The sequence below is a fragment of the Nordella sp. HKS 07 genome (assembly GCF_011046735.1).
GTDB lineage: Bacteria > Pseudomonadota > Alphaproteobacteria > Rhizobiales > Aestuariivirgaceae > Taklimakanibacter.
The window spans coordinates 619,636-639,530 of record NZ_CP049258.1 but is presented as its reverse complement, the minus strand read 5'-3'; the positions used below and the strand labels follow the sequence as shown (position 1 = coordinate 639,530).

Sequence of the window (19,895 nt, the reverse complement as noted above, 5' to 3'; positions counted from 1 at the left end):
AGTCAACAAACCTACTGAAGCAAGCACGCGGTCGACTCGCCACGTTCCATTATCCTGTTGTGACAACCAGGCTACCGGAAGATCTCATCAAGTCTGTGTATGGGCCGAAATTTGAGCGAATGACGCGCGGCCACCGAGTCAAATGGATCATCGCCGAACTCGCTTGCTTCAGAGATCATCGAACTATTCGCAGGCTCGTCGAGCCGGGACTGACGCGAGGGTGGAATTGCGCTCAGGGCAACGTTTAATCCGCCTTCAAGTGATGCTGACATCTCAGGAGCTGAAGGCAATAGATGACTGGCGTTTTGAGAACCGTCTGCCCAATCGAGCAGCAGCCGTGCGCGAAATAATGCGGCGAGGAATGAGAGCGGCGGACCGGGATGATGATACGGCTCAATGAGCTGGAGCGAGCTGGGGCTGAACAGGCGACTTGGTGATGGCTAATCTGGTCGGCGTGATGGCCAACTCAGTGCGTACGACCTACGAATTTGAGGCGGCAATTCCGATCGAAACATTCTCCGCACGATATGAGTGACGAAAAAGCTACGGAAATACAATCACGCGAATATTCCGGTGGCTTTTGAGTTCCGCGCATCGCGAGCTTCCCAGTTTCGCGGTCCCAAAAATGCCAAGTGTGATGTCGTTAATCTCTTGGCGGGGGCCCGCCCGTCCACGAGAAGTCATTCCCCGGATGAGAGATAAAGCGCGGTGTGGCTGATTGAAGAGCTAGAATCGCCGTTCCAAACCACTATGGGACTGCCCTAGCTCATCGTTTCCGGCGCCGCTGCGGCGCGGGTGAAAACGACTGTCACCCGCGTTCCTTTTTGTGGGGTCGAAGCGACTTCGATGTGAGCTTTGGCATTTTCACGCAGCGACTGGACAATAAGTGCCCCGAGCTTGCCTCTCTCTGGCCAGTTCTTACCATCGGGAAGTCCGACGCCGTCGTCGGCTACAATCACACGGCATCCGATCTCGTCGGTCAGGCAGTTTAGGGTGATGGTGCCGCCGTCACGCCCTTTGAATGCATGCTTCAGGGAATTTGTCAGCAACTCATTGACGACGAGACCGGTAGGCATCGCTACGTTGACTGAGACTGGATACGCATCGACTTTCAGGTCAAGACGGATACCTTCAACGGCGTGCGTATGCATCACGCTCGAGGCGATTTGACTTAGATAGGTGCCAAGGTCGATTTCTTGGCTCTGATCACCCTCCGAGAGGGATTTGTATAGAAGTTGCAGAGATTCAATGCGTCCTGCGAGCCGGTCGAAAGGCCTACTGTCCAGCCTGCCAGATGCGTTGCGAGCCTCAAGCCGGATCAAAGCAGTTATCATCTGAAGGTTATTTTTGACGCGATGCTGAATTTCTCGAAGAAGCATATCCTTGTCACGAAGTTGTTTTTCAAGCTCCTCCCGTTGGGGCTGGTCGTGGGCAGTTACATCGACCAGCGCGGCAAGCCTGAAAGCCGGCGTTCCATTGTCATCGACGATTACGTTGGAATAAGCATCGACCAATGACGGTTCACTCTCAGCACGCTCAATACGGAAGGTACCCACATATTCGCTTTCATTCGCAAGGGCGTAACTGAGCTTCAAGCCAGGCTTCTCACCAATTCCTTCTCCGTGAAGGACCGACCATGATTTACCCTGAATGGCGGCGCTGGTTTGTCCGGTTAGTTTCTCGAACTCCGGATTAGCATAGATAATGCGCTCCTGGGATACCATTTCCGCAACGATGATTGCGATAGGGATTTGGTCGAGAAATCGCCTGAACTGTTCGCTTTCGAGAGCACCGGCCAAATCCGGCGTCGTCAGCAACTCTTCAACCTGATCGCTCTTGTCATTTGCTTCAGTCACGCCGCAGACCTCTTCAAACGCACCCTGACGAATGCTCTCATGGAACCTTTTACTGTTAATTTGATGTCGGCGAAAGCGTCGGCTCGGGTACGTTCCTGGCGGGCGTGTGAAAAAATCACGCGGCATTGAAGATATATTCTCATCATTTGCCGGAAAAGTCGCGTGGGCGGCCGGCAGTCCTATCACCTTGGGGTCCTCTCGTCGCCTTGCTGGCATGGGAATTCGCCGGACCACTTTTTGATTGCTCTCAGCGGTGGCAGCTTCTGGTGAATACCTGAACCACAATCACAACTTTCCTCATGGTTGTTGTTATCCGAGAACGCCCGCCCTTTCTCAGATCGGCGGGCCCTTTTTTCTGTCGGGACAACTTCGCAAATGCAAAAAAGTCTGGCCTCATTCCGCAACCGGGCCTTATCGATTACCAGCGTTGCTCGCCATGCCAAGTATCAATGTCCTTCTTGGCCTGATCATTCGCAATCCCATAGCGCACTTCAATCCTGCGTTCGAATGATCCAGGTCGCCATCTATGACGTCGAGATCATCGCGCTGAGCTTTCCCCATTTCTCCTTCATCTTGCTCTTCACCTGCTTCCAATTGCCTTCGACGCGGTTCCAAATCCATACCGGTGCGCTCCTTCTAGAACAACTTCCCCGTCGACAATTTGTGCGCGGTGGAATCGTCCTCCAATAAGCCGCCTTGGAACAACCCAAGCGGGTGATCGTTGCCTGCAGCCTGCCAGCCCCCCAACGGCAGGTAGCCCTAGGGCCCGCCAAATTATCACTTCGCTGCTACAGCCCTGGCGGGCCACCGAGCCGGGTCATGACCGTTCAGATGATTTTCTATGCCGGCGAGATTTGAGGATCACGAAATGACTAGTGTTTTTCTGGATGCAATGGAAAGCAGTAAACCGTGATTTCCGCAAACCATGATGAGGGCGAGCATGAGTTCCATAGCAATCTTAAGCCCGCATCATTCTTTCCGAACGCCTTTATAGGGCGGCGCCTCCGGACCCCTCTTCTGCGCCATGAACTCGCCGGAAGTCTTGTCCGCTTGGTCCAGTGTTCCTCGCCTTCGATCTTGGCCTTGAGCTGAGAGCGCATTCGCACTACGCCTTTGCGCGCATTTTCACCAGACGGATTATTTACGGCCATGAGCATGTTTCTTTCGGGCGTCATCCGAGCCTTTCAGGGCTCAGCAAGTTCCATTGATGGATTCCTGTTAGGACTTCTGATCCTGATATTTTTCCAATTCAGTGGCTTCGAAATTATCGGCGAGACCTTCAGGCCGCCCTCTTCCTCGTAATCATCGCCCAGACAGCGAGCACGATTACAGCTCCAATGACCGCTCCAACAAAACCGGCGCCTTCGCCCGGGCCGTAAAATCCCAAGACCTGGCCGAGATAGCTGGCAACAAACGCCCCCACAATGCCCAGGATTGTCGTCAGAATAAACCCGGACGGTTCATTGGGGCCACGCATCAGGAACTTGGCAACTACCCCTGCAAGGAGTCCGATGATGATTGTCCAGATAAAGCTCATGAGGCGTCTCCCTGTGTCGCATTTCTCCTGTAGCACTTTTAAATGCCTAAGTTGGAACCCTTTGGACGCGAATTTGTTCACCACTACTACGAAAAATGGGAGAGGATAATGGCTAGAGGAATGCCGTCGCTTGCCGCTCTTTTGGGGCTGGTAGCTATAGCGGGATACCAAAATCGCGACAAAATTGGAGAATTTGTAAGAGGGCTCGGAACGTCTGACCCCAACAGCCCCCTCGGCGGAATTCTGGATAGCGCACGAAAATCTCTTGGTGGCAGCGCGACAGGCACCGACTTGAATAGTGGGCTTGGTCAGCTCGTTGACCGCTTCCGGCAAAACGGCCAGGGTGCGACTGCAGATTCATGGGTAGAATCTGGACCCAACAAACCAATCAGGGATACGGAAATGGAACGCGCGTTAGGGCCAGACCTCATTGACAGTCTCGTCAAACAGACTGGCTTGAGCCGCGCGGATTTGCTTTCGCGCTTGGCCTCAGTGCTTCCGCATGTCGTGGACAGGATGACGCCTGAAGGGCGTTTACCGCAATGATGTGCACAACAATGTTGATTTCAAGCGACGGGTTTCGCCTCTAGCCTGCTGAGAAATTGCACGTACAAACGCGCATTAAAAACAAAGTCGCCCCAGATAGACAGAAATTTACCTGTTATTTCCGTTTTTCTCAACCGAGAGGGGTTCGAATCCCGCATTGCGCACAGAACTTATCGCAGGCCTCGATCAGCATGTTTCGCCATATCAGGGGCCGCTCAGAGGCTGCATTTCAAGAATTCCTCGATTGAATGAGATCTGCCAGATCCTCACCTTCACCTGTATCCCGCTCGCCAAATCTTTCCGAATATGGAACACAAGTGTAACATGGTATTGTTTGCCAGCGGACAAATTGAAACGAGCAACCGGCTAGCAGTGGCGGGTTAGGCACGTCCGTGTTGGACCCTTCAAACCCACGCTTCGGCCGCGGGCTCATTGCGAGGTAATAATGACTGGGTTACCAAAACCGCGCGGTAAGAAGAGCCTGCTACCCCGACCCTCTTTCACGACCCTCGACAGAATAAGTTTGCGAGGAATTGGAACGATAGTCTCTGTCGAACTTGATCGTGACACAGTGGATTTTGCCCATCTGACCAGTCAAAGGATAATCGTAAATGGCAGACTTGAGACCTGCTTTTCCGTTGAACGCCTCTCGCATCCAGCTCCATGGAAAGCGGGCGAGCGAATAGATCTTCTTATCCGGAAAGCAAAATAGGAGCCTGAACCGATCGTTGAATGATCGCACACCGGCCCGTGACCTATTCGACTATCCTTATTCTCTTCAACGCCTCCCGGTCCCCACCATCCCTCAATTTGAGCCAGAAATCCTCCATCCGCATTCCGCCGATTCTGTCCAATGAGTGCTAATGCCGGACACTACCGGTCAAGTTCGACTGGAAGAGGATCCAGAGCATGAAGGCGAGCGGTGCTGGCGCGACAGAGATCGCGAAGGCACTGGGGTGCAGCCGGGGCATGGTCTATAAGGCGCTCAACGCTCCCGCCCGATAATCTGCACAGTCGACACGCGGTCCCCGGCTGGCGAGGCCACGTTCAAAATGATGGGCGTCTTCGCAGAGCTCGAACGGGCCATGATCCACGAGCGAGTGACCGCGGCGCTCGCGAGAGGGAAGGCCGAAGACAAGACGCTAGGCTAGGCCGCCTTGGCCCAAGGCGACACGCCAGCAAGGGATTCACCCTACACTCCCTCCGCCATGACAATCACCCGACTTCCCACAGGGACCCGACGATAAAGATCAACGACATCCTGATTGACCATGCGGATGCAGCCCGACGAGGCATTCTTTCCGATGGAAAGTGGCTCCGTTGTGCCGTGTATGCGATAGAGCGTGTCGTTGCCGTTTTGGAATAGGTAGAGGGCTCTGGCGCCCAGCGGATTGTCGGGACCGCCCGGCATGCCGTTCGCCCATTTTGCTTTTTCGGGGCTACGCGCGATCATGTCCTTGGGCGGCGTCCAGCGCGGCCACATAACCTTGCGTCCGACATCGGCCAGACCCGCCCACCTGAAGCCGTCCCGGCCCACCGCGCAGCCGTAGCGGATCGCCGTTTTGTTCTCGAGCACGATATAGAGTTGCCGAGACGAGGTATCGATAATGATAGTCCCTGGCCAATGCCGCCCATTGTAGGCGACAACCGCGCGACGAAAATCCGGCGGAAGCCTCTTGTAGTCGAACGGCGGCAAAGGATAGGGATCGTCGGCATCGTCAGCCCGTGCCGGCACCGCGAGGATAGTTGCTGCAGCACCGGCGAAGAAGGCCCTCCGCGACAATCTCTTGGCAGACACTTGCTCAATGTGGATCGATCTAGTCATTTACGACTTCCCAGCTCTTGTCGAGGTTGAACCTTGCAATGCCCTTTGCGATAGCTTCGATATCGCGGACCGAGATCTTCTTCATGTACGATTTTGGCTTGATTTACCACAAAGGTTTCGACGCGACGGTTATTGTGAACACTCTCCTATGCCGACCTTCGGTTGACTCTCTGCGATCGCCATCGGTCCAAGGACGGCTTCCCTTGGCCGGGGATCGATCGCCTTATATCGACGAATCTCTTGCGACGCACGGCCGGACCATACGTTCCAAGGCCGGAGGACCGTTCGAACTGGTGAAGCGCGATATTCCTAAGCCCGTGTCGCGACAGGTTCGCGTCAAGGTTCAGGCTTGGGGAGTATGCCACAGCGACATGCTCGTGAAGCTCAGTGCTTTTCCCGGCATCACATATCCCCGAGTGCCCGGCCATGAGGTTGTCGGCATCATCGATGCAGTCGGCGCTGACGTGCACGAGTGGAAAAGGGGACAGCGAGTTGGTGTGGGCTGTTAGGGCGGCCATTGCGGTTACTGCCGATCCTGCCGAAAAGGGAAGTTTATTCTCCGCGAAAACAGAAAGATAACCGGCATCAGTTTCGATGGCGGATATGCGCGAGGCGCTTGCTCTAGTGCCGGATGAGTGGCTGCCGCTGACGCTGCGCCGCTTCTGTGCTTGTTCGCGATCTGCGGATCGTCCATGGCTGGCTGGATCTGCCCTGTTATGTCAATGGCGCGCGCGGCAATAGCGTGCCCCTCGGCAAGGGTCTTTGCCCTACAGCTGTATCCGTCGGCTATCTGTGTCGGGGTATGGGTACTCCATGTGGCGCGCGGTAGCACGGGCGATCGCCTCGCCGAAGTACTGCTCAACCACCTTGAGCGACATATCAATCCCCGCCGAGATGCCTGCCGAGGTGAACACGCGGCCGTCCCGCACGAAGTGCTTGTCGTACTGGACGCTTATCTCAGGGAAGGAGTCGCGCATCGTATCCAGAAAGCGCCAATGAGTGGTTGCTCGCAGGCCGTCTAAGAGCCCAGCAGAACTCAGCAGGAGCGAGCCCGTACAAACGGCCGTCACTGTTTCCGCCTGAGCGGCGCGCGAGCGGAGCCACTGATGGAGCGCAACGTTCTTCATGTGGTGGCGGTAGCCCCAGCCGCCCGGAACGACGAGGATATCCAAAGGCGGGCAGTCGGACATCGAATGATGCGGGAGCACTTGCATGCCACCGGTTGCATTGACCGGGTTTGAGCGTTCCGCGATCAGAAGAGGGAGAAACGGCGACGGCTCGTCGCGACGTCTCTCCTCGCTCATGCGAGTTACTGAGAAAACCTCGAATGGCCCGCAGAAATCGAGGACCTCAACCTCCTCGTATATAACGATCCCCACACGCTTTCTCTCCATGAGAGCCTCCATGCTTCGCCTTCAGACAAGTGTGCATACCTCTCGGCCAAGCCCACCAGCATAGCACCTAGCTCCAGCGAATGTCCGCTTTGGGTCAGATTCGGACTTCATGACCATGTCCGCGGCACGGCAGCTTTCCCCTCAAAACCGGGCATAGCAATTGTTAGCTCGGATGTCGCCTTAGGCCAGAAGCAATCACTCCGGCAACCCGGCCATTAGCAAACCCTGGCGTAAGTTCTCTGCATCACCAGGATACTTGTAGTGCGGCATCTCTACCCGCACACTGAAGCTCGGTTTGCGTCGCAACACCTCGGCTGCCAGTGCATGCGCTTCCTCGAGACGTCCGAGTTGTGCCAGGCAGGCCGCTTCCTTGGCCAGCCACCAGGGAGATTTGTCGCTCTCGAGCCTCTTTTGATGTGCAGCCAGTGCCTCTTCGTAGCGTCTCAGGGTGTACAGGCAGATGGCAAGGGCGCCCCAATAAAAGCGCAAAAATGGATCGAGCTTGATCGCCCGATGGATAATCTCAAGGCCCTCTTCAGCGCGGCCGGAAACGCCAAGTACTGATGCCAAATGGATCATTCCCGTGGCGTCGTTAGGGTTGAGCGCCAAGCCACGCTCAAGGTGCGAGATCGCCAGATCGTATTCACTCCGAAAACGGTGGATTTGTCCGAGAAAAATGTGGCATCGGCTTTCGCGCGGATCCAGCCCGACAGCGGTCACCGCCGATTCCAGCGCACGTTGCTTGATTGCGTCGGGTGCGCTGAAGTACCCACTCTCGATCACCAGGGATAATGCAAGATATGCGTGTGCAAGAGCATATTGTGGATCCAGCGCGACGGCTTGCTCGAATAATTCGCGTGCGCGGCGGTTTACCTCTGGGCCATAAGCGCGCAACTGCTCAATGCCGCGTAAGAGGCAGTCATAGGCCGACAAGCTGCCTGTCCGTTTGCGCGACGAATTCCATATCTCGGCATCCTCTAACCGTCCTGTAATAGTGGCGACAATGGTTTGAATAAGCTCATCTTGAATGGCGAAAAGGTCATCAATGCTGCGATCGAAGCGCTCGCTCCAAACATGATTGCCCGACACGGCATCGATCAATTGCGCCGTGATGCGAATTCGACCCGCCATCCTGCGGACGCTACCCTCGACTACGTAGCGCACACTGAGTTCATGCGCGATGCGCCGGACATCCACCGCCTTGTCACGGTATGAAAACGAGGAGTTCCGGGCAGTCACGAAAAGGCCCCTCGCGCGGGATAGCTCGGTTATGATGTCCTCGGTGATGCCGTCGGCGAAATACTGTTGCTCGGGATCGCCACTCATATTGGTGAAGGGGAGCACAGCGATGGATGGTTTGTCTGGTAGCGGCAGGCCCTCACTCCGGGCATGCGCCGTCATCGACTCCACCGGAACCTGGACCCGATAGAACTCGCACGGGTCGCGCAATGTTCTTTAGTTCGCGCTCACCCAGATCCTCGAAGGCAAGCTCGAGACGGTCTCGCACCTGGTCGCGGACCGCGCGCGATACGAGTACACCGCCAGGTTCAGCGAGCCCTTCTAGCCGCGCCGCGATGTTGACGCCGTCGCCGAGGATGTCGTCACCATCGATGACGATGTCCCCCACGTTGATGCCGATGCGAAATTCGATCCGCTTGTCGGGTGGCACCCCGACATTGCGTTCCGCCATGCCACGCAGCACATCGACCGCGCAACGTACGGCATCCACCACGCTCGCAAACTCGATCAGTACGCCGTCACCGGTGGTCTTGACGATTCGTCCGTGGTGCTGCTCAACTTTGGGATCAGTGAGTTCGCGACGGTGTGCCTTTAGTGCTGCGAGCGTACCCTCCTCGTCCGCGCCTATGAGGCGCGAGTAGCCGACTATGTCGGCGGCGAGGATAGCAGCGAGGCGGCGCTGGGCGCGTTCTTCGGCCATGCGGTGCGATTGCCCTCAGACTAAGCAGACCGCATTGTATTGGTGTCCCGCTGAGAAGTCTAATGGAACGGATGACCGCTGTGGGGTCAGATTCGGACTTCATGACCATGTCCGCGGCACAGCAGCTTTCCCCTCAAAACCGCGCATCGCAATTGATAGCTGGGATGTCGCCTTAGGGCACAAGCAGACATAGATGAAAACCACTTGAGCGCCATCCAGGTGCGAGGACCCTTGATGTGTAAAATAACTTCCGCGATGTCCTTCATTTCTGAGCACGTTCGAGACGACACTGTCTAGTTTGGCAGGCCGGCCAGACGCCAGCCATCAACAAGGGGTTACGCAATACTCATGCTCCTAATGGGCGAGTTCGCCGCCAGCTCACCGAGCGGTAGGTCCCATCGCCTCACTGTTGGATGCCGGCCTTGCGCAGCCCTTCGATGATCAGTTCGAAATCGTCGGGATTCTTGTATGGCAGCACATCGCGGCGGTGTTCCAGGGAATAGTCGGGATTGATACGGTACACTTCCTGCCATTCGGCACGTGCCTCGTCGAAGCGGCCCAGATGACCATAGCTCGCCGCCAGCAGCACGCGGGAGGCATCGGTGTGAGGATTGCGGTCAATTCGCCGCTTGAGGATCCCGACAGCTTCGTCATACCGGCGAAGTTGGAACACCGCTTGAGCGTAGAAATGGAGCCATACGTCCGGAAAATAAGGGTCTAAGGCCATTGCTCGGTCGAAACATGCAATTGCTTCCACGGACCTGCCCGAAAAGTGCAGGGAAGTACCGAGCACTTCATGGCCGAAGGCAAGATTTGGATCGAGGGAGATCGTGCGTTTAGCTTCCTGGATAGCCAAATCGTGTCGTCGCATATAAAGATAGGCGATGGCTCTCGCCCAGTGCGCGTACGGATATTGATCGTCTAGCGAAACCGCCCGTGTTGCTGCCTTATCCGCCTGTTCCAGCGATTCCGACGGTACCGGGCTCCAGCGGTTCACGTAGTCGAGATTGTGCGCGCAAGCGAGGAAGGCATATGCAGGGGCGAATGTCGGATCCAGTTCAATAGTGCGCCGTAACAATTTCTGCCCCTGGGCGTTTGCCCCCTTTGTGAGCAGCCACACTTGCTCTCGGCCGCGCAGGAAACTGTCATAGGCTTCAAGGTTGTCGGTATGCTCAGTCGTCAGCCGCTGCTTGTCACTTTCCGTCAGATTGAGTGCGAGTGCGCCGACAATGTGCTGCGTCACGTCGTCCTGCACGGTGAAGATATCGGTCAGTTCGCGATCGAAACGCTCCGCCCACAGATGTCCGCCAGTCGTCGCATCGATCAGCTGCCCGGTGATACGTACCCGGTTGTTGGACTTCCTGACACTGCCCTCCAGCACATAGCGTACGCCCAGGCTCCTGCCCACCTCTTGTACGTTCACGTTCCTGCCCTTGAAGGTGAAGGATGAATTGCGCGCGATCACGAAAAGTTGCGGCAGCTTTGAGAGGGCCGTAATAATATCTTCGGAGATTCCATCGGCGAAATAGCCCTGTTCGGGATCACCGCTCATATTCTGAAAGGGCAAGACCGCGATAGACGGCTTGTCGCGCATTTCCGAAGTTGCTATGGGCGCGCCCGGCTCCGGCTTCGCCTTTGCCTCGGCACCAACCCGCAGCGAGTAAACTCGCATCGGATCGGCAATGTTCTTCAGTTTCGTCTCGCCAAGATCGCTGACCAAGAGATCCAGCCTGGCTTTCACCTGACGATAGGCGTCCTCCGACAGACAAATGGCGCCGGGTGCGGCCACCCCTTGTAGTCTCGCGGCGATATTGACGCCATCTCCCATCAAATCGCCGTCACTCTCCTCGACCACGTCGCCAACATGGATGCCAATTCGGAACTCGATGCGCCGCTCCGTCGGCACGCCGGCATTGCGCTCGATCATTGCATTCTGCACCTCGATAGCACAGCGCACAGCATCCACTACACTGCGGAACTCGACGATGGCTCCATCGCCGGTGCGCTTGAACACCCGACCCTTATGGACTGCTATGGTTGGATCGATCAGATCGCTGCGCAGCGCCCGCAACCGCGCCAAAGTGCGATCTTCATCCGCACCGGTGAGCCGGCTGAACCCAACCACATCTGCCGCCAGGATAGCCGCGAGTTTCCTCTGTTCGGCCATGTATCGCTCCTCGACAAGGAAACCTATCACGCGGTCATACCGAACGCGTAAGTTTCTTGGCAAGGAGACATTTCTGTGGTCATCCCGGACAGCTTCGAGAGACAAACAGCAAGCCTCCCGAATCAATGGGTACTTCCGAGAAAGCGGCGGCCGCATTCGTTATGGAGGTTCTGTCCGCCCAAATGCCGGATAGTTCGCCAACGACCTCCAGGACAACGCAGTCCAGTGACGGTTCACCTAGTTCTTCTGAGGTCCGGTTAGGGTCATAAGCGGAACTCCACGGCCTGAGCAAAGATGTCCGCTACGCACCCGGAAGCGGATATTCGGAACTGCGGTTTAGGGGCTAAGTCACCGAACAAGGTGGCGAACATACGAACACTCCTAAAGGAGTGTGTTCGTGTTCGTTCGCTCCGAACACCTGCGAAATTCGGCGAACAATGTTCGGCATGTTCGCTTCCATGGCCCTGAAGGGAGGAAGGACGCGCGCCACCCGCGGGGACTGAGCTGGATGGTACTCTTCGCGGCTTTTTCTCTCAGAGGCGCTCGTCGCTCATCATTCTCGCCCTGGCGCGGATGATTCTGCGAGTCACCAGATATTGAATGAGGTGACCTTTCCACAATCTTAACATGGAATTTAGCAGCGGTACGCGCCGATGCCATCGACCGCGTCCGGGCATCGCTGCCCTGCTGGATCGCATCGAGGGCAATGGCGTGCGGACCGTGATCGTTGAGGATGCCAGCCGGTTCGCGCGTCATATGCTGGTCGAGGAGCTCGGCGTCGTCGCGCTGCAGGAGCGCGGCGTCACCGCCGGCGGCGAGGAATCACGGCCACCGATGATCGAGGTCATGGTGCGCCGAAGGTCGCCGTGGTGGGGGCGGAGGGACGAGAATCCCACCGGCACCCCCACAGGAACCTAAATCTTGCGTGTGCCCCCTCCGGGGATCGAACCGGGACGCCTTGTGGGCTCAGGATTTTAAGTCCTGCGTGTGTGCATCTCACTTTTAATCAGAGGGTCGATGGTTCGAACCCATCCGGGCTCGCCAATGAAATCAAAGACTTAGACTAAACTCTGAAGATAACAAGATGGCCTCGTTTGGTCTGGGGCAACATCTGGGGCAACAACCTACAAATTTTGGGGTGAAACCGGAAGGGGTTCCAACGGGGCTGCCGCAGGGAGTGTGCAATCCCTCCCGGCGATCTCAACTTTAGCCCCGGCAAGCTAGGCAAGGCCAGAGGGGTGACGCCGGCGGTCATGGGGACCGGGCGTTGGCGATCTTTATGAACTCGGCCTCGACAAGGTCAACGCCCACCTCGAGCGTTATGGGGCGCTGCAAGCCCTCGGTACGGGAGACCCTGATTAGCCGTGCGGGAAATGAAAAACCCCGCCATGTCGCCGTCCGCTTCATGACGAGGTTTTCTCTTCGAAGAACCCCCGTGACCGGGGGTTGGAAAACGGGGCTTCCTCCCAGAAGATGTCCGCGCCTTGCTGTTGGCTGGCTAGCGGACGTAAGACGTATAGAGGGCGTTTAGAAGCGGTAAAGTTAAACTTTATTGAGGCTCCCCGGCGGGTAAGAAAACCCCGCCCGAGGCGAGGCCATGGACGGGGTTCTTCGGGCGTCCGTCCATCGGGGGGTGGACAGCAGATGACCCAGCATAGGCCATCAACATGCCGCGATTATTGGACCTTGGGGAAAGCCGGTCGAGACAAACCAGTTGATCAGGCAATTCTGCGAGCGCAATGCCGACCTTCAGATACGCTCGCGGTCCCGGATCGGCCCTATGTCCGCGCGGTTGAGCGACTGTCATCACGCGGGGTGCACGTTCTCAACCTGCAGGAACTGGCCGAGAAGGCGTGATAGTCGGCGAACAAGACGATCACCGTCCGCCAGGTGACAGTGAAGGTGCGTGCGTTCGGGCGCTGAGAAAGCCCCGCCAAGGCGAGGGCGGCCAGGCGGGGCTTTCCTTCGGTGCCGGCCCACCAGGGATTGGCGAGGCGGACATCACCACCCTAGCGGGAATCCGTACGCAGCATAAAGTGCGCGCAATTTGATTGCTTAAGAAGATCACAACGCCGGCTCCCACTAATGAAAAAGCCCCGCCCGGCGGAGCGGGGCTTCCCTCGCAGGGGGAGAGTAGTCGTCCTTGCGCGGCGGACGGCTCAGCGTACTCTCGAATCGCGGCGGGCGAATATGCGACCTTGGTGGATATAAAACCCCGCCTTAGCGTGAGGGCCAAGGGCGGGGTCAGGTTCGGGTGTCGGCCCCTCCGGGGGGTATGGCGGGGCGGACACCACCAGCCTAGCGGGAGTCCGTAGGTGGCGTAAACAGATCACAAGGCTGGGACCAATTCGTCAATGAGAAAGCCCCGCCCGGGTCGGTACCTCGTCGACGGGCTTCCCCTCCCAGGACCTGTGGGAGATGTCCGCTGCCGAGCGGACAGCTTAGCCTATTCTGATTGCGACGGCTGGATATTGGACCTTAGGTTTATGAGAAAACCCCGCCCACGGCTAGGGCGGCCGATGGACGGGGCACTTGGGTTCCGTCCGCTCCTTCGGCAAAAAAGAGAGGACAACCCAAGATAGGCCATCCGCACGAGGCTACCTATTGGACCTTGGGGCCTGTGACGGGAATCGACGCGCGCCTAACATCTCAAGTTGAAAACCCGTATCTGTCATGTCCCAGATGGAATCCGGCAACAAGGCTGCCGCTTTTGTGGCTTTTTGATCACACCGGGCGGCATTCTTACAATCGCAGTTCGTCAGCAAGACAATATTGGCTGGCGCTGCGTCGGCGCTGATGGTGAGCGGGGCACAGGCTGCGATCTTGTCGAACCTCTATACGACTGGACGGGGCCTTATATCGGGCTCCAAGGCGGCTATGGCTCGGGTCAGAACGATGTGAAGTTCGATCGAGACGCGCTCGGCCCGGTCATCCTGGCGACGGGCATCTTCAATACCAGCAGCGACGACGTGATTATCGAACCCAGCGAGGACAGCAAGATTGGCATGGATGGCTGGCTCGGCGGGGCCCATGCCGGATACAACTGGCAGGTCGATAGTTTTGTGCTCGGCGTCGAGGGCGACCTCGAGTTTGCTGACCTTTCGGGTGACACGAACATCATGTTCACAGTCTTTACTCCGCTTGGCAAAATCGAGCAGGACATTGACTGGCTGGGATCCCTCAGATTGCGTCTTGGCTATGCGATGGATCGTGCCCTGATCTATGTGACGGGCGGTGCGGCCGTCGGTGGCGTGGACATGAAGATCAAGCAACCCGACTTTGCCGGTGGCAACTTGGACGACACGGAGACGCGCTGGGGCTGGACGCTCGGCGGCGGGTTCGAATATGCCTTTACCGACGAGTTGAGCGCCAATATCGAATACCGCTATACCGATCTTGGCGACACCGAGATGTTCCTGGGCAACGTCGAGCTCACGGGCGACACCAAATTTGACAATGCCTTCAGTGCCGTGCGCGTCGGCTTGAGCTAGCACTTCGGCAGCGAGTGGTGATATTTCAAAGTTTCGGGTGAACAGGGCTGCCGGGGAGCGATCCCAGAATGTCTCACCATGGGCGCAAGCACGCTGGTTTTCCCTTTTATGATTAGAACGGCGAGCACTTGCCTATGCTGAGTGTTGGCGTTGTATTTTCCTGATCGAAATCATCCACAAAGTTTTGGATGTTCGAGTAGATGAATGCCCGCGTCGTTGTGTTCATCTCCATCTCCGAGATGCCGGTGCAGGTAATAAGGGGCCCCCGCACCCGCTTTTTTTGGATGAGTCGAGGTAGCTGTCATCACAATCAGCCAACGCCAGAGGGAATCCGAGTCTTGTGAGAACCCAATACGACTTTTCGGGCATGCCCCCCATGTACTGGAGGACAAACGTCGATTGCTTCCATTCATTTTGAGGTTTCCAGACGCCGTTCTTGTAGGAAAAGCCCGTCGTTTGCTCCGTCTTGCAGATGTATGTTGTGGGCTCGTCCTCAGCGAGCGCCAAAGGCGACCATGTGGTGCACAAAAGGGCGGCGACTAGCAAAACTCTCATTGGGTGCCTCCATCCCGGATGAGCCTAGATGCCGGAACAGAATTGTGAAGGCTCATAATTGCACGGGGCGGCGACCTGCTTAGGCCCGATTTTTTATCACAGGATAAGAAATCTCCGAATGCGCCGGCGCGGGTCCAGCGGCGGCAACCGCGCCGAGGTCAGCCCCTTACCCTCGCTCAATGCCAAGTCGTGGGCTCATGCCCTGGCGGCACAGCAAGCTAGGACCTTCCGGCGGAGGTGGCGTTAGACGCGGCTTGGCCGATGATGTCGATCTATCCCGCCTCGACCCGGGCGCAGTATGCCTTGACGGCCCGCTTCCATGCGGGCCGAGCCAGGCACCGATCCCGATAAGACGCGATTCCCGGATACGGCACGCTCAACCCCTCGTCCTTGATGCACGAGAGCACGTGCGCCATCAGGATGTCGGCGACGGTGCCCCCCTGGTTCGGTAACTTTCAGCATCGCCGCCGCCCGGCCGTGCGTGTTCGCCATCGGCCAGCCCCAGAGATAAATAAATCGGCCCAGAACCCAAGCGTATTCCTCCGGCATGATGGCGCCCTCCGGTGTGCCGCGGATAGAATCGGCGTTGCGCGGAGTGGGCGTTTGTACCTGCACGAACGCCGGTGGCAGCAAGCAAGCCGCCAATGCCAAAGATGGCGCGGGCGTCGAACCACGCGACCGGACTGGTTATTCTCTGATCGCGTCGATGGTTGAAGCGCTAGTCGAGCTTCACAACATCAGGCAGTTGCCAGCTCTTGTCATAGAAGGCTTCCGTCGGACCGTAGAAACGGAAATATGCGAACCAGGCCCGGCCTGGAATCGTCTGCACCCAGTTCGTCTCCATTCCCGGAGGCGCGGTCGGACCAAAACAGAGATCAATCGAGCCGTCCGCGTCGGTCTTGAGCTTCTGGACTTTCGGATTGAGCTCGGCGAGATGCTGCGGCGTCTCGATCAGCGCGCGTGTCCCGACGTCGTATACGGCGACCGACCAAAAATCCTTGACTGGCACGTTTGCTGGCACACGCAAGAGATAGCTGTGCTCGCCTTTAAGCCAGTCGCCCCAGTCGTCCTTGTACGCGCCAAGGTATTTCTGGCCGAAACCGGGCGGGAAGTCGCGAGGTGTCCAAAAGAGTTGCGCGCCATTTGCCTGATAGAACGCCACCATCCGGTTGACCACATAATCGAAATTCTGTCCAGTCTGACTCATGTCCGGCAAGAGCTGGACGTTCTCCCATTGCGTGCAAGGATAGAAGTGCTTTTCTATGCCCTCTGGGATGGCGCGCGGCGAGAAGGCCTCATTAACCATGATCGCTTTGCCAGTCCGTTCCGCGTCGACCAAAATCTTCTCCATGCGAGGATCGGGAGCGAAAGGTTTACCCCGCTCGATTCCAATCGAGGCCAGATTGCCGAGCGGGATACGGTCACGCTCTTCAAGCGTCTCATCGTTTACAATCTGATGCAGGAGCCGCCAGTAGTCGAGCCCCGTGGGTCTATTCATGCGGAACTCCTTGCCGCCCCCGGCTGGATCGCCCATCAGAACGAAGGATTTTGCGGGCGGATTGGCGGCGTCTGACAGTCGGTAAGTTTGTATCTCCCGAACCAGCGCGGTACCCTGCTTCTCACTCATGGTCTCATTGACGAACACACGCGTGATTGTGAACAGCTGATTGGTCTTCGACTGGATCGGATGATACCCGGCCGGCATTTCGCCAGCGTAGTGAGGCGGCAGGACGACAATCTTGTCACCCTTGCCTTTGTTCGGTCCGACGATTCCGAAGTCGTGGATCGGTCGCATCCACATGTCGAAGAAGCCGGCGTTGATGGGACCCGGCGGCGCGACATAGATAACCGGCTGGTCATCGCTCAAATCAATCCGATCGTAAAGATATATCACGCTTTGGTTCGGGGTCAGCGCCTCCTGACCCGGCTGCATGCGCTTGTCGTAGATCATCGCGCCAAGATCGGGTACGCCGGCGACGTCCATGGCCCGCCGAAACAACGCGTTGTTGATGGCAGGCTCGGCCCATAAGATGGCTTGCACGGCCCTTTGATAATCTAGCTCGTCATAAAGCTTCTGCCTTGTTTCCTCAGTGGGCAGCGAGTCAACGAACGTCAACGCACCAAAACGCGTCTCGATGACTGTGGTTTCCGAGTCGGCATTCTGCGCCAGGGTTCCGGCCAACATACCTGCTCGGTTGTTGAACATGATCGGCTGTTCCTCGATCAGTTGGCCCGAAACGTCACGGTCATGCATTCAAGTGACCGGCTCATGGTCCGAAGGTTGCACTGGGCTCGGACAATTGGATATGATTTGGGCGATTCTATGACATAAAAATCGCTCAATTCACTAGCAGAGCCGGATTCCTCTTGCAGAATTGCCGCATATAGCAATACAAGAGCTCCGAAGACAGGGTTCAATGAAACGAGAAATCGTCGCGACTGGTGAGGCGGCGCGCCGGCTTGGTGTAGCGCCGGCGACCATCCAACGTTGGGTCGACAGCGGTCTCCTACACGCCGAACGGACGCCTGGAGGCCATCGGCGCATTCACCTGGCCGAAGTTCGGCGGCTTATTTCCTCAACCCTCTCGCCAGAAATTGCAAAGCCGCTGTCGTTATGGCTCGACATTCTCCTGGCCGGGGATTTCCACCAGCTAAAGTCCATGCTGCTGACCTCCCGCCAGCGCTGCGGTAGCTGGGCACAGGTGGCCGATGAGTTGGCGTCGGCGGTGGTCGAGCTCGGGCGGCGGTGGGAGGCCGGCAACTGCTTAGTCTTCGAGGAACACATCGCGAGCGAAACGTTGCGCCGCGCGACCGCTAGCTGCGCCAGCGACATTACTCGCGATGACCGGGCGCCGCGGGCGGTTCTGTGCTCCCTGGAAGGCGAGCGACACATTCTCGGCCTGTCGCTGGCCGAACTCGTACTTGCCGAGGCCGGCTGGCGCGTGTTGCTTATAGGCGAGGGTCCGCCGATGGAGGAAATACCTTCGTTGCTTCAGAAACTGAAGCCCAAATTGCTCATCGTATCGGCCTCCGCGATCTTAACGCGCCAAAGGGCCGTCTCGAATGGAGACGCGCTACAAGCCGCAGCGACCGCAGCGCGCGCCAAGCTTGTGCTCGCTGGCGGTGCCCCTTGGGTAGCGAGGCGCAACGTATTTCTTGTGACGTCCTTCGAGGAGCTTCGGGTCGTGATTGAGCGCGTCAGCAAGCAAGGCGCAAGATTTCATGCATTATGAACAACCGATCTGACGAAATTGTCCTTGGGCTCAGACGTTCCCGGCCGTCCTACGAAGGATCTAACCAGCTCGTCTTGCCGCCTGTAACGTCCCTTGCCGGACGCATTTGCTTCTCATCGCTTGACCAACTCGACCTCGGGAACCGTTTCGAGCACTTGCAAAATGAAGATGGCCATGATCAACAACGCCGGGACGAGATGCGTAAAGAGCGGCGGTTATTTTGAGGTGCCCGCTATTTTGCCGATCAATTTTCAAAATCTGGCCCTTATCCCAAAAACTCGGCATTAAAATGTACTGAAAGCGAACCGAGAAGCGGGCATCCGGGATACTGAGGGTCTGAGGGCCCCACGGGGGTTGACCCTCGCCGGTCTTGTCGATGACCCTCTCAAAGATTTTTGCCGGTTTTGACTGCCATTAGGGAACGAAGGGTGGGGAGGTCCGGTTGGTGGTTGCGCTATGAGGTTCGGATGCAAGTGACGGTGGAACTAATGCCAAATCAGCGGGATAGACCGACGATCCTCATCGTGGAGGACGAGGTATTGATCCGCATGGACATTAGCGACGCTCTGCGCCGCGCCGGATACCACGTGCTGGAGGCGGCTAAGGCTGAGGACGCTATAGCCATCCTCTATAGCGGTGTCCCTGTCGCGGTGGTCTTCACTGATGTGCGCTTGGCGGGCCCGATGGACGGACTACAGCTTGCTGTCTACATCCGCGACAACCATCCAGCAACGGGCTGCATCATGACATCGGGCCACATCTCAGCATCCGATGTTCCCAGTTCCGTGGTTGCGCCGCTCATACCCAAGCCCTATACTCATGAGCGTGTTCTGGCTGAAATCGCCCGGCATCTCTTGCTGTTGAAGCTCGTCGACTCCAGGAACTCAGCAACATAGCTGGACCTCAATGACAACTGAAGCTGCCGCGACAGTCCTCGCCGTAGAGACGCAGGTGCTCGTTCGGATCGTGTTGGCCGACTACCTTCGCGGGTGTGACTACAAGGTCGTCGAGGCGGCCAACACAGACGAGGCGAAGCTGATCCTTGGGGAAAGCGACGTTAAGGTTGATGTGGCGCTCATTGCTGTTGATTTGATCGGCGCATCTGATGGATTTGCACTCGCCCGCTGGATCAGGGAGAACAAACCCTCAATCAAGGTGCAACTCCTTGGAACGATTTCGAAGGCTGCGACCGCCGCAGTAGACCTATGCGAAGAAGTTCATGTGTTGGCGCCGCCTTACTCTCACCAAGCCCTGGTCGATCGTATCAAGCGCTTGTTGGCAATCGCCGTGAGAAATCAAGAAACCACCTGAGCCCCGTCGGTTCGAGGGGTAAACGTTAGGTCTCAAATCTG

The 19,895-nt window shown here is 57.2% G+C and carries 16 protein-coding genes and 1 pseudogene; 8 read left to right on the top strand and 9 right to left on the bottom strand.

Going from position 1 to position 19,895, the window contains the following annotated elements; genetic code table 11:
* Positions 1 to 761: 761 nt before the first annotated feature.
* From G5V57_RS03010 to G5V57_RS03000, 3 genes and pseudogenes are all read right to left on the bottom strand, one after another.
* Positions 762 to 2,141, bottom strand: a complete 1,380-nt coding sequence (locus G5V57_RS03010; RefSeq protein ID WP_371744718.1) for a sensor histidine kinase — start codon at positions 2,139 to 2,141, stop codon at positions 762 to 764.
* A gap of 133 nt (positions 2,142 to 2,274) precedes the next feature.
* Positions 2,275 to 2,428: pseudogene (locus G5V57_RS34145) on the bottom strand (CsbD family protein).
* Positions 2,429 to 3,135: 707 nt separating this feature from the next.
* On the bottom strand, positions 3,136 to 3,393 hold the full coding sequence (locus G5V57_RS03000; protein ID WP_165166128.1) for a GlsB/YeaQ/YmgE family stress response membrane protein: 258 nt from the start codon (positions 3,391 to 3,393) through the stop codon (positions 3,136 to 3,138).
* Between the two features lie 42 nt (positions 3,394 to 3,435).
* Here G5V57_RS03000 and G5V57_RS02995 point away from each other — a divergent pair, with 42 nt between their 5' ends.
* The gene (locus tag G5V57_RS02995; RefSeq protein ID WP_246737502.1) at positions 3,436 to 3,939 is read left to right on the top strand and encodes a YidB family protein; all 504 of its coding nucleotides are present in this window, start codon (positions 3,436 to 3,438) and stop codon (positions 3,937 to 3,939) included.
* A gap of 1,001 nt (positions 3,940 to 4,940) precedes the next feature.
* Positions 4,941 to 5,090, top strand: coding sequence for a recombinase family protein (locus G5V57_RS02990; protein ID WP_371744855.1), 150 nt, complete (start codon positions 4,941 to 4,943; stop codon positions 5,088 to 5,090).
* A gap of 41 nt (positions 5,091 to 5,131) precedes the next feature.
* On the opposite strand, the gene G5V57_RS02985 is transcribed toward G5V57_RS02990, so the two are convergent.
* Positions 5,132 to 5,764 (bottom strand): L,D-transpeptidase, encoded by a 633-nt coding sequence (locus G5V57_RS02985; protein WP_165166126.1) that lies wholly within the window; start codon positions 5,762 to 5,764, stop codon positions 5,132 to 5,134.
* 38 nt (positions 5,765 to 5,802) lie between these two features.
* On the opposite strand from G5V57_RS02985, the gene G5V57_RS34755 reads away from it, so the two are divergent.
* Entirely contained in the window at positions 5,803 to 6,273 is a 471-nt protein-coding gene (locus G5V57_RS34755) for an alcohol dehydrogenase catalytic domain-containing protein (protein WP_371744717.1), read from the top strand.
* A 258-nt stretch (positions 6,274 to 6,531) separates the two neighbouring features.
* Here the strand turns inward: G5V57_RS34755 and G5V57_RS02975 are convergent, their stop codons facing one another.
* From G5V57_RS02975 to G5V57_RS02960, 4 genes are all read right to left on the bottom strand, one after another.
* Positions 6,532 to 7,170, bottom strand: coding sequence for a DJ-1/PfpI family protein (locus G5V57_RS02975; RefSeq protein ID WP_206530190.1), 639 nt, complete (start codon positions 7,168 to 7,170; stop codon positions 6,532 to 6,534).
* Positions 7,171 to 7,353: 183 nt separating this feature from the next.
* Positions 7,354 to 8,559: a tetratricopeptide repeat protein gene (locus tag G5V57_RS02970; RefSeq protein WP_165166125.1), complete on the bottom strand. Its 1,206-nt coding sequence runs from the start codon at positions 8,557 to 8,559 to the stop codon at positions 7,354 to 7,356.
* Positions 8,537 to 9,097 (bottom strand): adenylate/guanylate cyclase domain-containing protein, encoded by a 561-nt coding sequence (locus tag G5V57_RS02965; protein WP_165166124.1) that lies wholly within the window; start codon positions 9,095 to 9,097, stop codon positions 8,537 to 8,539. The genes G5V57_RS02970 and G5V57_RS02965 overlap by 23 nt, the downstream gene beginning before the upstream one ends.
* Before the next feature lie 403 nt (positions 9,098 to 9,500).
* A complete protein-coding gene (locus G5V57_RS02960) occupies positions 9,501 to 11,264 on the bottom strand; it encodes an adenylate/guanylate cyclase domain-containing protein (protein WP_165166123.1) in 1,764 nt (587 codons plus the stop codon).
* A 720-nt stretch (positions 11,265 to 11,984) separates the two neighbouring features.
* Here G5V57_RS02960 and G5V57_RS02955 point away from each other — a divergent pair.
* The gene (locus tag G5V57_RS02955) at positions 11,985 to 12,182 is read left to right on the top strand and encodes a hypothetical protein (protein ID WP_165166122.1); all 198 of its coding nucleotides are present in this window, start codon (positions 11,985 to 11,987) and stop codon (positions 12,180 to 12,182) included.
* 1,736 nt (positions 12,183 to 13,918) lie between these two features.
* Positions 13,919 to 14,755, top strand: a complete 837-nt coding sequence (locus G5V57_RS02950) for an outer membrane protein (RefSeq protein WP_165166121.1) — start codon at positions 13,919 to 13,921, stop codon at positions 14,753 to 14,755.
* 1,273 nt (positions 14,756 to 16,028) lie between these two features.
* On the opposite strand, the gene G5V57_RS02945 is transcribed toward G5V57_RS02950, so the two are convergent.
* Positions 16,029 to 17,564, bottom strand: coding sequence for a DUF1254 domain-containing protein (locus G5V57_RS02945; RefSeq protein WP_165166120.1), 1,536 nt, complete (start codon positions 17,562 to 17,564; stop codon positions 16,029 to 16,031).
* A 163-nt stretch (positions 17,565 to 17,727) separates the two neighbouring features.
* Here G5V57_RS02945 and G5V57_RS02940 point away from each other — a divergent pair, with 163 nt between their 5' ends.
* The 3 genes from G5V57_RS02940 to G5V57_RS02930 all read left to right on the top strand — a co-directional run bounded on the left by G5V57_RS02940 (position 17,728) and on the right by G5V57_RS02930 (position 19,854).
* Positions 17,728 to 18,543 carry a MerR family DNA-binding transcriptional regulator gene (locus G5V57_RS02940; protein ID WP_165166119.1) on the top strand — a complete coding sequence of 272 codons (816 nt, stop codon included), beginning with the start codon at positions 17,728 to 17,730 and terminating at the stop codon, positions 18,541 to 18,543.
* Positions 18,544 to 19,010: 467 nt separating this feature from the next.
* Positions 19,011 to 19,439 (top strand): response regulator, encoded by a 429-nt coding sequence (locus tag G5V57_RS02935; protein ID WP_165166118.1) that lies wholly within the window; start codon positions 19,011 to 19,013, stop codon positions 19,437 to 19,439.
* Positions 19,440 to 19,449: 10 nt separating this feature from the next.
* The gene (locus G5V57_RS02930; RefSeq protein ID WP_165166117.1) at positions 19,450 to 19,854 is read left to right on the top strand and encodes a two-component system response regulator; all 405 of its coding nucleotides are present in this window, start codon (positions 19,450 to 19,452) and stop codon (positions 19,852 to 19,854) included.
* The last annotated feature ends 41 nt before the right edge of the window (positions 19,855 to 19,895 follow it).